Source organism: Xanthomonas sp. NCPPB 901, assembly GCF_056725085.1.
The window spans coordinates 1,576,429-1,590,853 of sequence record NZ_CM161511.1; the positions used below are offsets into that span (position 1 = coordinate 1,576,429).

Annotated in this window: 6 protein-coding genes; all 6 read right to left on the minus strand. The window is 69.2% G+C overall.

The annotated features are described in order from the left end of the window. Positions 1–524: 524 nt before the first annotated feature. The 6 genes from AC1PME_RS06430 to AC1PME_RS06455 all read right to left on the minus strand — a co-directional run bounded on the left by AC1PME_RS06430 (position 525) and on the right by AC1PME_RS06455 (position 14,087). Positions 525–3,254 carry a glycoside hydrolase family 3 C-terminal domain-containing protein gene (locus tag AC1PME_RS06430; RefSeq protein ID WP_481097659.1) on the minus strand — a complete coding sequence of 910 codons (2,730 nt, stop codon included), beginning with the start codon at positions 3,252–3,254 and terminating at the stop codon, positions 525–527. Beyond that, the gene (locus tag AC1PME_RS06435) at positions 3,254–5,953 is read right to left on the minus strand and encodes a beta-mannosidase (protein ID WP_481097660.1); all 2,700 of its coding nucleotides are present in this window, start codon (positions 5,951–5,953) and stop codon (positions 3,254–3,256) included. Before AC1PME_RS06435 ends, AC1PME_RS06430 begins: the two co-directional genes overlap by 1 nt. Positions 5,954–5,969: 16 nt before the next feature. Then, positions 5,970–8,462, minus strand: coding sequence for a family 20 glycosylhydrolase (locus AC1PME_RS06440; protein WP_481097661.1), 2,493 nt, complete (start codon positions 8,460–8,462; stop codon positions 5,970–5,972). A 118-nt stretch (positions 8,463–8,580) separates the two neighbouring features. Next, on the minus strand, positions 8,581–9,636 hold the full coding sequence (locus tag AC1PME_RS06445; protein WP_481097662.1) for a glycosyl hydrolase family 18 protein: 1,056 nt from the start codon (positions 9,634–9,636) through the stop codon (positions 8,581–8,583). Then, positions 9,633–11,327 (minus strand): alpha-L-fucosidase, encoded by a 1,695-nt coding sequence (locus tag AC1PME_RS06450; protein WP_481097663.1) that lies wholly within the window; start codon positions 11,325–11,327, stop codon positions 9,633–9,635. Before AC1PME_RS06450 ends, AC1PME_RS06445 begins: the two co-directional genes overlap by 4 nt. Positions 11,328–11,426: 99 nt before the next feature. Further along, positions 11,427–14,087 carry a TonB-dependent receptor gene (locus AC1PME_RS06455; protein WP_481097664.1) on the minus strand — a complete coding sequence of 887 codons (2,661 nt, stop codon included), beginning with the start codon at positions 14,085–14,087 and terminating at the stop codon, positions 11,427–11,429. Positions 14,088–14,425 lie beyond the last annotated feature (338 nt).

Consider the following 14,425-nt stretch of genomic DNA (forward strand, 5'->3'; position numbering starts at 1 on the left):
GGCGGCGTGCGAACAGGACAAGACAAGCGAACGGCGACCGACGCGTGGCGTCTGCCGGCTGGGCGGACCGTTAAACGGCGATCAGTGGCGTGGCGGCGAGTAGCCGGCGATGCACTTGGAGCGCGAACGCAGCGCGCTCAGCTTGTAGCGACGTGTCATGCGCAGCGGCCCCCGTGCGTGCCCGCGCGGCGCGCGGACGACAGGCAGGGCGCCGGAACTCCGGCGAGGCATCGATCCTGGCTGCGACGACTGCATGACATGGCACATCACCCCTGGAACTGCCCTGGAAAACGCCACAGTTGCTGCGGCGTTCGGCGCGTCTGGCATCGTCGATGCGTGGCACCGACGTGTTATCGATACCGCTGTCCCGGAAGACTGTCAAGAGGTTGTGAAAAATAAATTCAGACGGCGCCGCGATGCGGGCGCGAGGGGGCGCGGCAACGGGAGGGCGGCGGGCAGTTACGCTGCACCGCCGCAGACGCTGGCGCATTTCGTAGACAGAGGGCCGCAGGCGGCCCTGTCGCTCACTTCGGCAGGGCCATGCGCCCGCTGATCGAGAAGGCGACGTCTTCGCCGGCGGCACCGGTGCCGGGCTGGCCGCCGCCGACGAACAGCCGGTAGTCGCCGGCCTCGACCGCGCGCTGGCCGCTGCGGTCGACGTCGCTGAGCTGGCGCGCCTCCAGCGCGAAGCGCAGCGTGCGCGCCTCGCCCGGCTGCAGATGCACCCGCTGGAAGCCGACCAGGCTGCGCAGCGGCGACTGCGCGCGCTGCGGGTACTGCAGGTACACCTGCACCACCTCGTCGCCGGCGCGTGCGCCGGTATTGCGCACGGTGGTGCTCACCTGCAGCGGCTGGCCGGCCTGCAGCGTCGCGGCCGACAGCCGCGGCGCGTCGTAGGCGAACCGGGTGTAGCTGAGGCCGTAGCCGAACGGGAACAGCGGCTCGCCCTTGAAGTAGCGGTAGGTGCGGCCCTTCATGTCGTAGCTGACGTAGGGCGGCAGGTCCTTGGTCGAGCGGTAGAAGGTCACCGGCAGGCGCCCGCCGGGATTGATGTCGCCGGCCAGCGCCTGGGCGATCGCGGTGCCGCCGGACTGGCCCGGATACCAGGCGGCGATGATCGCGTCGGCGTGCTGCTTGGCCCAGTTCAACGCCACTGCGCTGCCGCTCATCAGCACCACGACCAGCGGCTTGCCGCTGGCCTTGGCCCGCTCCAGCAAGGCCTGCTGCGCCGCCGGCAGGGCCAGGTCGTTGCGGTCGCCGCCATCGAAGCCGGGCACGTCGATGCGCAGTTCCTCGCCTTCCACGTCCGGCGAGAGGCCGACGAAGGCCACCACCGCGTCGGCCTGCGCCACCGCGCGTTCGGCTTCGGCCAGTTGCAGCGCCGGCGGCGCCAGCCACTCCAGGCGCAGGCCCTGGTCCTGGCCGCGATGCTCCAGTTCCAGGCGGATGCGGCGCGGTCGCGCGTCGTCGAAGTGCAGCACGGCCTCGACGTTGCGGCCATCGGCGTTGTGCATGCCGGCCGGCAGGTGCTTGTCTTCGGCGTTGCCGGCGATCACCAGCTGGTCGTCGACGTACAGGCGCACCGGGTCGTGGCCGGCGCAGTCGAAGCAGCGCGCCACCCGCACCGCCAGGGTGTAGTCGCCCGGGCCGGGCGGCAGCAGTTCGCCGCTCCAGCGCACCGAGTAGCGGTCCTTGTCCACGCCCTTGGCCGGCGCCACGTGGTCCCAGTTGAAGCCGACCACACGGTCCTGGCGCTGCACGCGCGGCCTCCCGGCCAGGTCCGGGTTGTCGAAGTATTCGCCCCGCAGCCCGGGCTTGCCGTCGCTGCGCAGCGCGGTCTCGGGGATCATGCCGGGCACGCCCGCGGCCAGTGGCGCGCCCTGCGCATAGGCGACCTGGGCGGCGCCGAAGCGCGTGCGCAGGCCCTGCAGCGGCGTCACCGGCTGCACCGAGGTGCCCTGGTAGTTGGCTTCCAGCGCGGCCAGCGCGTCGGCATTGGGGCCGAGCACGGCCAGGCGCAGGCCCGGGCGCAGCGGCAGGGTGGCGTCGGCGTTCTTCAGCAGCACCAGTGACTGCTGCGCGGCCTGCAGCGCCAGCGCGCGGTGCGCGGCGTTGTCGATGTCCTTGGCGCCCAGCCGCGCATACGGATCGTGGCGCGGCGGCTGCAGTTCGCCGAGCCGGTAGCGCGCGGCGAACAGGCGCACCAGCGAGCGGTCGAGCAGGGCCTCGTCGGCCTCGCCGCGGTCGAAGGCCAGGCCGAGGTCGCGGTAGGCGAAGCCGCAGTTCAGGTCGTGCCCGGCCTTGAGCGCGGCCGCGGAAGACCCGGCGTTGTCGGCGCGGTAGTAATGGAACTGGGTCATGTCGTCGATCGCATCGCAATCGGATACGACGAAACCCTTGAAGCCCCAGTCGCCGCGCACGCGGCCGTTGATCAGCCAGTCGGCGGCGCAGGCGGGCGTGCCGTGCAGGGCGTTGTACGCGCACATCACCGAGCCGGCCTGGCCGTCGACGATGGCGGCGCGGAACGCCGGTGAGTAGGTGGCCTCGAAATCGTGCGGCGACACGTCCACGTCGAAGCCGTGGCGGCCCGGTTCCGGCCCGCTGTGCACGGCCAGGTGCTTGGGCGTGGCGATGGTGCGCGGGTGCGCCGGATCGTCGCCCTGCAGGCCGCGGATGAAGCCGACCGCCAGCCGCCCGGTGAGGTAGGGATCCTCGCCGTAGGTCTCCATGCCGCGGCCCCAGCGCGGATCGCGGAAGATGTTGATGTTGGGCGACCAGATGGTCAGCCCGGCGTAGCGCGGATGGTCCTTGCCGGGGCCGCCGGCGAGGTTGAACTTGGCCCGCGCCTCGGTGGAGGTGACGGTGCCGACGTCGTGCAGCAGCTCGGGGTTCCAGGTCGCGGCCAGGCCGATCGCCTGCGGGAACACCGTGGCCTCGCCGTTGCGGGCGATGCCGTGCAGGCCCTCGCTCCACCACTCGTAGGCCGGCACGCCCAGGCGCGGAATCGCCGGCGCGTCGTTCATCGCCTGCGCGATCTTCTCGGCGCGGGTCATCTTCGCCACCAGCGCGGCGGCGCGGTCCTCGGCCTCGTCGGCGTGGGCGAGCGGGGCGGCGAGCAGGCCGATCGCGCACAGCGCCAGGTAGATGCGCCTTTGTGGGAGGGACTTCAGTCCCGACGCTTTACCGGTAATGCCACGTCGGGACTGAAGTCCCTCCCACAAGGTGACGCCCGCACGCGACATCTCCCTGCCCATCACTTCGCCTCCACCGGTTCGGCCGGAGCGCCGGCCAGGGTGCCGCCCAGGTCGCGCACCTGCAGCGCCGCGCGCAGGTGCTCCAGCCTGGCGTTGCTGTGCACGCGCACGGTCAGCGGTTCGCCCGGCAGCAGGTCGAAGGCGTTGTCGGACAGGGTCACGTCGAGGTCGCCGAAGTCCAGCCATACCTGCGCGGCGAGCGTGGCGCTGCTCAGGGTCAGTGCGTAGCCGTCGCCGTCGGCGCGCAACTCGGTGCGGATGTCGGCCTGCGGCCATTGCAGGCGCTTGGCCGCGTCGAAGTACACCAGGTTGCGCGACAGCACGCGCTCGCCGTCGAGCAATTCGAACACCGCCACGCTGCGGCGCGGATCGGCGCGGCGCAGCAACTGCGCATCGCTGAAGCTGGCCACGCGCACGCTGGACAGCGGCGCCAGGGTCACCGGCTTCTCGGTCTTGCTCAGCACCTTGCCGGACAGGTCCATGACCCGCATGCGCCAGCGCGCGGCCAGCGGCGTGGTGCGGTCGGAGACCAGCGACACCGTGGTCTGGCCCTGGTCGTTGCGCAACGCGGCGATCAGTTCCGGCGCATAGAAGCGGCGCGCGTGGTACTGCAGCGCCTTCCAGCGGCCGAAGTAGTCCAGGCTCGACCACGAGGCGCCGGGCCAGACGTCGTTGAGCTGCCAGTACAGCGAGCCCATCGCTTGCGGCCGCGACGCGCGCAGGTGCTCGGCGGCCAGGGCGATGCCCTCGGCCTGCATGATCTGGCTCAGGTAGACGAAGCTGGGGAAATCCTTGGGCTCGCCGAAGGCGCGGCGGATGTACAGCAGCAGGCGCTGGTTGCCGTTGCCCTTGTCGAACTTCTGGTGCGCGCGCATCACCGGCGATTCCGGGCGCAGGTCGCCGGGTTCGGCGAAGGCGCGGATGGTGCGCATCTCCGGGAACGACTGCAGGCCGTACTCGGACATGAAGCGCGGGGTCACGTTGAGGTACTCGGTGACCGGCAGCGCCGGGCCGCCCCAGACCTTCCAGTAGTGCATGTCGCCGTCGTCGGGCTGGTCGGCGGCGCCGTCGAAATCGGTGCCCGGCGAGGTTGCCCAGTACGGGGTGTCGCTGTCGTACTTCTGCACCGCTTCGCGCAACACCGTGCCGAACAGCGTGGTCATGCCGCGCACGATGCGCTCGCGCTCTTCCGGATCGATCGACTGCTTGAAGGTGATGCGATCGCCCCAGTTCTCCCAACCGGTCTGCACTTCGTTGTTGCCGCACCAGAGGACGATGCTGGGATGGTCGCCCAGGCGCCTGACCTGTTCCTCGGCCTCGGCACGGGTGTTCTCGCGGAAGGCCACGTCGTAGGGCGGGATGGCGCCGCCGAACATGAAGTCCTGCCAGATCATGATGCCCAGACGGTCGGCGTCCTCGTAGAAGCTGTCCGGCTGGTAATGGCCGCCGCCCCACATGCGCAGCATGTTCATGTTGGCGTCGCGTGCGGACTGCAGGAAGCCGCGCATGCGCGCGGCATCGACGTGGGTGGGGAAGCTGTCGAACGGGATCAGGTTGGCGCCCTTGGCGAACACCGGGATGCCGTTGACCACCAGGGCGAAACTCTTGCCCCATTGGTCCTTCTCGCGGCGCAGTTCGACGCTGCGCAGGCCGGTGACGCGCTGCGCGTCCAGGCGTTCGCCGGCGGCATCGCGCAGCTGCGCCTTGAACGTGTACAGGTCCTGGCGGCCGTAGCCGGCCGGGAACCAGCGCTGCGGCTTGGCGATGCGTACCGGCACGGTCAGGGTGTTGGCGCCGGGGTCGACGACCGTGCGCTGGGTGAACTGGCCGACGCGCTGGCCATCGGGGCCGAGGACCTCGAGGTCCAACTGCACGTCGCCGCTGCGGCTGGCCTGCACCTGCAGTTGCGCCAGCAGCTGCGCCGCGTCGGCGTCGACGCGCTGCTGGGCGATGCGCAGGCCGTCCACGCGCAGGTCGTCCCAGGCCTCCAGGCGCACGCCCTGCCAGATGCCGGCGGTGACGATGCGCGGGCCCCAGTCCCAGCCGAAGTTGTACGGCGCCTTGCGCACGTAGGTGGAGCTGTGCCGCGCCACCGGCTCGTCGCCGAACGCCGAGTCGTAGGCACCGGGCAGCGCATACGGCTGCCTGGACAGCCACGGCTGGATCTTCTTGATCGGCGAGGCGATGCGCACTTCCAGCAGATTGTCGCCGCGCTTGAGCAGCGGCTTGGCGTCCACCCGCCACTGCCGGAACATGTTGTCGGCGGCGAGCAGCTTCTTGCCGTTGAGGTAGACCTCGGCGAAGGTGTCCAGACCGTCGAACACCAGTTCCACGTGGGTGCGCGCCAGCAGCGCCGCGTCCGCCCGGAAGTGGGTCTGGTACTGCCAGTCGCTCAGTCCGGCCCACTGGATCTGCGCTTCGTTGTCGCGGTAGAACGGATCGGGCACCACCCCGGCGGCGATCAGGTCGGTCTGCACCGTGCCCGGCACCTGCGCCGGCAGCCATTGCGCCGCCTTCGGGTGCGCCTTGGCGTTGGCATCGCCCGGCGCCAGCCGCACCTGCCAGCCCTGTTGCAGCGACAGCGTCGCCGGCGCCGCCGCCTGTCCCAGCGCCGGCAAGGCCAGCGCCAGCAGCAGCCCGAGGCGGGCAGGAAGGGGCGTACGCAGTGCGGAACGGGGGCGGCGGGGCGGCTGGGTCATGCGAGGGTCTCCGTGGTCAGTGCGCGGCGTCGGGGGGCGCCTGCGCAGCGGTGTCGATCAAATGGACGGCGCCGATGGCGTAGTACGGCCCGGCGATGGGCGCGGTGGAGCGCAGGCACAGGTCGTGCACGCCGGTCTGCTTGGGCAGCCGCGCTTCCAGCGCGAACTGGTCGCCCAGGGTCTTGCCGCGCGGCAGCGGCAGCCGCGCCAGCAGCTTGCCCTTGCAGTCGCCCAGGCGCACTTCGAACTCGCCGCGCGGGCTGTGCGCCGGGTAGCGCTTGACCTTGGCCTGGTCGTGCGCCAGCCCGTAATTGCGCGCCAGGCGCGCGGCGTCGATGCGGATGCGGTCGATGCCGTCCAGGCGCGCGTCGGCGTAGCGCCAGCAGCTGGTGAACAGGTCGATGTTGAACACCGGCGTGTCCTGGTCGGCCAGGTCCGGCAGCAACGGCACGCGCAGGCCCAGCTCGCCGCCGGCGCACGAGCCCAGGCCCTGGGTGTCGCGGCTGAGCAGGTTGGCGCGGTCGAGGATGCGGCTGCGCGGCGCGGCCAGCAGGCGGCCGTCGTCGGCGTAGGTGGCCGCGCGCACGGTCACCGGCAGGGTTACCGCGAACGGCGCGGTATAGCGCGGCGAATCGGCCTTGGGCTCGCTGCCGTCGGTGGTGTAGCGGAAGCTGCCGAACTTGGCTTGGTTGTCCAGCACCACGGTGGCCTTGCCGCTGTCCAGCGCGGCGTTGTCGCCGCCCTGCACGGCGATGTCCGGGGCGAAGGCGCCGTCGCCGTAGGCGATGCCCTGCAGGCGGTAGCGGTCCAGCTGCGCCGGCAGGCGCTGCAGGAAGCCGTTCCAGTCGCGCGCGGCCATCGGCGACCAGCCGGCTTCGGCCACCGCGCTCAGCCGCGGGAACAGCGCATGGTCGATATGCCAGGCGGAGGGGATGTACTCGCTCCACAGCGCCGCCTGCACGCCGAGCACGTGCTTGCTCTCCTCGGCGTTGAGCGCGGCCGGCACCGGATCGAAGCCGTAGACCTTCTGCAGCGGCAGCGTCGCCAGGCGGCCGTTGGGCTCGTCGTTGCGTGCGCTCTGCAGGTTGTCCAGGTACATCCAGCCGGCCGGCGCCAGCACCACGTCGTGGCCCTGCTTGGCGGCGGCCACGGCGCCGTCCACGCCGCGCCAGGACATCACCGAGGCGCTGGCCGGCAGGCCGCCTTCCAGGATCTCGTCCCAGCCGATCAGGCGCCGCTGGTGCTGGGTCAGGTAGTCGGCCAGTTGCTGGTTGAACCAGCCCTGCAACGCATGCGCATCCTTGATGCCGAGCTTGCGCATCTGCGCGCGCACCGCCGGCGAGTGTTCCCACTGGTCCTTGACCGCTTCGTCGCCACCGATGTGGATGTACGGCGAGGGGAACAGTTGCAGCACTTCGTCCAGCACGCCGCGGATGAAGGTCATGCTCTTGTCGTTGGTGTTGAACAGGTACGGATTGACGCCCCAGTCCACCGACACCTTGGGCCGCTGCCGGGTCACCCCGACCAGTTCCGGATACGCCGCCACCGCCGCCTGCGCGTGGCCGGGCATGTCCAGCTCCGGCACGATGGTGATGTGGCGTTCGGCGGCATAGGCCACCAGGTCGCGGATCTGGTCCTGGGTGTAGAAGCCGCCGTAGCGATCGGGCAGGCCGTGGGTGCCGGCGCCGGGCGGGGTGCGCCAGGCGCCGATCTCGGTGAGCTTGGGATAGCGCTTGATCTCGATGCGCCAGCCCTGGTCGTCGGTCAGGTGCAGGTGCAGCACGTTGAGCTTGTGCTGGGCCATCGCGTCGAGCAGGCGCTTGACCGTGTCCGGGCCATGGAAGTGCCGCGCCACGTCGAGCAGCACGCCGCGCCAGCCGAAGCGCGGCCAGTCGCGGATATGCACCTGCGGCACGTCGACCTCGCCCTTGCCGGCATCGGGCGTCATCAACTGCCAGGCGCTGATCGCGCCGTAGAACAGGCCGCGCTCCTCGCGCGCCTGGATCAGCATGGTGCGCGGGTCCACGTCCAGCGTGTAGCCCTCGGCCTGCGCCACCTCGGTATTGGGATTGAGCTGCAGGCGGATGCTGCCGTCGGCGGGGATGGTCTCCGCGCGCACCTCCAGCGACAGTCCGCGGGTCTTGCTCAGCAGTTGCGACAGTTGCTGGGCCACGCGCTGCGCGCCGGGGTCGTCGGTCGGCACCGACAGCACGGCGCCGGTGCCGATGGTCAGGGTGCCGCCGTCGCGCTCGGCCTTGGCCGGCGCCGGGATCAGCGGCAGCGGCGTCTTGTCGTCGTCGTCATCGTGTTTCGGGGCCGGCGGCGGCGCTGCGGCGGGCTTGGCCGCCGCTGTCGGAGCGGGCGGCGGCGCGCGGTCGCAGCCGCCGAGCAAACTGCCACAGGCGAGCAGGGACAACCCCAGCCAGGCGTTGCGGGAAGCCGCCGCGATGCGCGCGGCGGCGGGCATCGGGCGGTGCGGCAATCGGGGGTGTGCACCCACTGCAGTCATCGGTCTACCTCAAGCGATCGAGATGCATATCGTAGAGGCTGTGGGGTAGCCTGAGGTGAGCGCGGCGCGTTCGCCGCGCGCCGCATGCATCCGTCCGCATCGCGCGTGCGACGGCCGGTCAGCGCGCCGCGGTCGGCAGTTCGTCCCAGACCTTGGGATCCTCGGCGCCCAGCACCCAGCAGCTGAAGCCTTCCAGGCCGTACTGCTTGACCAGGTCGTAGCGGGCGCGGAAGCTGCGCGCGTCCGGGCGGAACACCCATTCGCGCATGTCGTCGCGGTAGAAATAGAACCACGACTCCTGTTCCACCGGGTCCCATTGCACGGTGGCGTTCTGCTCCACCGCCAGCGGGAACGACTCGTCGGCGTCGATGTAGTCGGCGGCGATGTTCGACGCCTCGGTGCCGTCGGGCTTGACCGGATTGCCGGTGTACCAGCGGTAGCCGTAGGTGGCGATGCCCAGCGACAGCTTGTCCTTCGGCACCTGGGTCAGCGCGTAGTCCAGGTGCTTCTTCATCCACACCATGCCGTCCACCGGGCCGGGCGTGGTCCAGCGGGTGTGCTGGTCGTAGGTCATCAGGCTGATCAGGTCGGCCGAGGCGCTCAGCGCCTTGAGGTCGTAGGCGCCGCGCCAGTACTCCCACATCCACTTGGAGAACGCGCCGCCTTCGGCATAGCCCGGCGCGTTCGGCACCACCGCCACCGACAGCTTGAAGCCGGCCTTGTGCAGCGCCTCGGCGGTCTGCTTGACCATCAGCGAGTAGGCGTCGCGGTCGGTCCAGGCGATGTTCTCGAAATCGAACTGGAAGCCTTCATAGCCGTGCTTGCGGCCGTGGATCAGCAGCGCCGCGATCATGCGTTGCTTGGCGTCCTCGTCGTGCAGCAGCTTGTGGAAGCCCTCGCGGCCGGTGGTCATCGACAGGATCGGCATCACCCGCAGCTTGTGCTGCTTGGCGATCTCGTACAGGTACAGGTTCGGGGTGCCGTTGACCAGGCCGCTCTGGTCCACGCCGTACCAGGTCGGCACCACCACGTCGATCTTGTCGAGGTGGGCCAGGAACGAGTTGGTCGATTTCTGCGTGTTCATCAGATAGAACAGCGCGGTCGGGTTCTTGGCCATGGCCGGCCCGCAGGCCAGGGCGAGGGCGAACAGCAGCCCTGCGAAACGCTTCATCATCGGGAGGGATCCGTTGGCGGGGTGGGGGAAGACAGGGCGATGCGGAACACGTAGGCGTGTTCGCCCACCGGCTTGGCCGGCAGGCGCAGGTGCAGGCCGTCGGCGCGTTGCTCGAACGGCACCGGCTTGCCGTCGGCGAGCAGGGTGACGCTGCGCACGCCGTCGGCCGGCTTCAGCGAGCGGATCACCGCCTTGCCGTCGGCCGGCCAGCCCAGCTCGATCGCGTACAGCGCGCCGTGGCCGGTGGTGAAGCGGAAGTCCTCGGGCGTGTACGGCTTGGTCTTGGTGTCCTGGAAGGTGCCGCCGACCACTTCGGTGGGGCCTTCGCCGTAGCTGCGCCACGGCGTGCTGTCATAGATCGCCTCGCCGTTGGTCTTGAGCCACTTGCCGATCGACAGCAGGATCGCGCGCTCGGTGTCCGGGATCGAGCCGTCGGCGCGCGGCCCGATGTTGAGCATCAGGTTGCCGTTCTTGCTGACCACGTCCACCAGCATGTGGATGATGAAGGTCGGGGTCTTGTAGGTGTCGTTCTCGACATAGCCCCACGAGGCGTTGCTGACCGAGGTGTCGGTCTGCCAGTGGGTGGGATGGATGCCGGTGAGCTGGCCGCGCTCGATATCCAGCGTGCCGGCCCCTTCGGGGAAGGCGCCGAGCTTGTAGTTCACCACCACGCCGCCCTTGGCCGCGCCGTGGTTGTAGTAGTACGAGAGCATGGTCGGCAGCGTGCCGCGGAAGGTCGGGTGCGCGATCCACCAGTCGAAATAGATCAGGTCCGGGTCGTAGCGGTCGATCAATTCGGTGGTGCGCGCCAGCCAGTCGTCCAGCCAGGCCTGCGAGACCGGAGTCCAGTCGTTGTGCACGTCGGCGTCGTCCTTGCCCGGCAGGCGGACCTGCGCCGGGCCGTACAGGCCGGCGTAACGCGGGTCGTTGACGTCGGAGTCGAACTGGCGGCCGCCGTCGAAGAACCAGTCGTGCTCGGCGCGGTGCGAGGACAGGCCGAAATGCAGGCCCTGCGCGCGGATCGCCTTGGACAACTCGCCGATCACGTCGCGGCGCGGGCCCATCTTGGTCGCGGTCCAGTCCGACAGTTGCGAGTCGTACATCGCGAAGCCGTCATGGTGCTCGGCCACCGGCACCACGTAGCGGGCGCCGGCGTCGCGGAACAGCGCGGCCCAGGCCTGCGGATCGAACTTGGGCGCGGTGAACAGCGGGATCAGGTCCTTGTAGCCGAAGCGCGACTGCGGGCCGTAGGTCTCGCGGTGATGCAGGTAGTCCTTGCTGCCCTGCTGGTACATGTTGCGCGAGTACCACTCGTTGCCGAAGGCCGGCACCGAGAACACGCCCCAGTGGATGAAGATGCCGAACTTGGCGTTGTCGTACCAGGACGGCGAGCGGTACTGCTTGAGCGAGGTCCAGTCGGGCCGGAACGGTCCGCCGCGCGCGCCGTCGTTGGCTTCGCGCACCAGGCGCGCGCGTTCGGGCGCGTACTTGGCGGTGGCCTGCAGCCACTGCTGGTCGATCTGTTCGGGACTGAGGGTGGTGGCGGTGGGCGCCGTCGGCGACGGCGCGTCCGCGGCGCCGGCGGGCAGGGCCGTCAGCGCGAGCATGAGGGCCAGTGCGCTGGCCAGGGTCTGGCGTGCGGCTCCGGCGTGGCGGGATCGGTCCGCACGGGGGCGGGTCTCGGTCGTCATGGAACGGCACTCCTTGTTGCGGAAGACGATGCCGGCGCCGCCGCGCCGGACACGAAACAGCGCGCCACCGTGGAGGGACGGTGGCGCGCCGGTGTTACATCAGAACTTGAAGTTCAGCTGCGCCTGGTAGCCGCGGCCGTTCTTGTACATGCCGATCGGCGCGTACTTGACCTCGTTGTACCAGTAGTAGGTCGAGTCGAGCAGGTTGGTCGCGCTGAAGCTCACGCTCATCCAGTCGTTGATCTCGTACGAGGCGGTCAGATCCAGCTGCTTGTACTCGTCGGTGAACACCTGCGAGTTCAGGCGGCCGACCTGGGTGAAGTACTTGGAGCGGTAGCTGTAGTTCACGCGCACCATCCACGGACCGTTTTCCCAGTAGGGGATCACGTTGTAGGTGTTCTTCGACAGGTACGGCAGGTTCAGGCCGGTGCTGGCGTCGGCGGTGGCGTAGGTGTAGTTCGCCTGCAGGCCGAAGCCGTAGCCGAACGCCTGCTGGTAGTTCAGCGAGGCGCCCTTGACCTTGGCGTCGGAGGCATTGACCGGCGAGCTCACCGTGTACAGGCCGCTCACCCCGGACACCGCATCGGTCAGCTGCTGCTGCGTGGTGGTGGTGACGATGTACGAGCTGATGTCGCGGTAGAACAGTTCCGCCGACAGCATGCTGGACGGGGCGAAGTACCACTCGGCGGCCAGATCGTAGTTGGTCGACTCGTAGGGCTTCAGGTCCGGGTTGCCGCCGCTGGCGGTCAGGTTGCCGTTGCTGCTGTTGATGGTGAACGAGCCGGCCAGGTCGCCGTAGCGCGGACGCGCCATCACCTTGGCCACGGAGAAGCGCAGCACCTTGTCGGTGTCCAGATCGTAGGCCAGGTTGAAGCTCGGCAGCGGCTTGTAGTACTGCTTGGTCACCTGGGTCTGGTTGTAGGTGGCGCCGCCGTCATTGCTCTGCCAGTACAGCGACTTGTCCTTGGTGTCCACGTAGCGCACACCCAGGTTGCCGCGCCACGCGCCGGACTCGAAGTTCAGCTGCGCGTACAGGTCGCTGGTGATTTCCTTGACGTCGAACGAGGAGCCGTAGTCGATCTTGTACGGACCTTGCGGCTGGCCGCGCAGGTAGCTGATCACCGAGTTGAGGTTGGCGGTCGACCAGTTGGTCAGGTCGCCGCTGGCGCCCAGGCCGTCGTACAGGCCGCTCGGGGTGGTGCCCGGGCTGAAGTCGGTCAGCGACACCGCGTTGGTGGTGTTGATGCGGTTGCCGCGGGCGTCGACGCCGTTGTCGTGGTTGATGTACTTGTAGCCGAGCTGCAGCTTGTTCAGCGGACCCCAGTCCAGGTCGCGCGCGGCGTCGAACTGGAAGTACTTCTCCTTGTCCGTGCTCTTGGCGTAGTAGATGCCGCCGGCCTGCATCGCCGAGGCGGCGGTGGAGCCGGGCGCCAGGCCGGCCGGCGAGCCGACCAGGCCCCAGTTGGCGGCGCTGCCGTTGTCGTAGTTGACGTCGGTGTGGCTGCCGTCGTAACCGAAGTTGTAGCCGCCGTCCTTCAGCAGGAACTTCATCAGGTACTCGGGGCTCTTGCCGCCGGTGGCCTCGGTGGCGCCGGCCTGGGTGGTGAACACCCACTTGTCGCCGTAGAAGTCGTGGCGCAGGTTCAGGCTCTTGGTGGTGACGGTGCTTTCGCGGTAGTTGGTGTCCAGCTGCGCGTACGGCTGCTTGCCGTTGCCGGCGCCGTCGGTGACCGTGGCCTGGGTGATGTAGCCGTTCTGCACCGTGGCGCTGGTGATCTTGTCCTGGTCGCCGCAACCCGGACAGACGTAGCGCGATTCGCTGAAGTTGTTGTACTTGCCCTTGATGTAGATGCCGGTCAGGTTGAACTCGTTCTGATCGTTCGGCTTCCACTGCAGCGCGCCCTGCAGGCCGTTGCGCTCGCGGGTCTGCTGGAAGAAGGCACTGTTGATGCCCACCGGAATCTTGGCGGTGGCGACGTTACCACCGTCGCCGGAGATGCGCGCGGTCGGCGGGATGCCGGCGCCGGTGTTGTAGCCGAAGAACTCGATGCCGGCGCGCGACAGGTCCTGCTTGTCGTGGGTGGCGGAGATCAACGCACCGAAGGTCTCGTCGTCGTTCTTCCAGCTCCACAGCGCCGAGCCGCGCGGATTGCCTTCTTCCGAACGGTCGTTGTAGTTGTAGCCGATGGAGCCGCGGATGGTGTTCTTCGGCAGGTCCAGCGGCTTGCGGGTGTGCACGATAACGGTGCCGCCGATCGAGCCTTCGTCGATGCGCGCTTCCGGGGTCTTGTAGACCTCCATCAGGCCGATGATTTCCGGCGACAGCAGGGTGTAGTTGAAGGTGCGGCCGCTGGTGTCGGTCGGGTTGCCGCCCCAGTCGCCCGAGGCGATGGTCTGGCCGTTGAGCAGCACGCGGTTCAGCGCCGGGTCGGTGCCGTTGATGCTGACCTTCTCGCCTTCGCCGAACTGGCGGTCCACGCTGATGCCCGGCAGGTGCGCCAGCGACTCGGCGGCGTTGGTGTCCGGGAACTTGCCGATGTCCTCGGCGCTGATCGCATCGACGATGGAGTTGGCCGAGCGCTTCACCGACTGGCTCTTCTCCAGCGAGGCGCGGTAGCCGGTGACGGTGATGGCATCGAGCTGCTGGACGTTCTTGGAATCCGCGCTGGCGGAAGCGGGCGCTTCCTGCGCGGCGGCGTTACCGGACAGGTACAGCGCGGCCATGATGCTGATGGCTAAGGTAGTGGTGCGGCTATTCATTGGCTAAACCTCTGGGTGAGTACTTGGGCATGAGGTGCCAACCGATGTTCCGGCGTGCTGGCCGCTGCCCGGCCTGGTGGATGGCGCCGCGCCTGGTGGCGCTGCGCGGATCGCATCTCGATGCGCGTCGTCCGGTCGCTGACGCGGAAGTAGCCAACCGGCGGCATCGAGGGCGCCGGTTCTTCCTGTGTTCCTGCAGGTAACAACCAAGTCCAGCAATGAAGCAGTGCACCGTGTTGCCTGATCCGGGTGCGGCTGCGCCCGTGCCCGGCATCGGGCGTGGTCTCGTCGGTTCGGGGGATGCCGGCCGCAGCGTCAGCGCGCGTCCTGCCACTTGG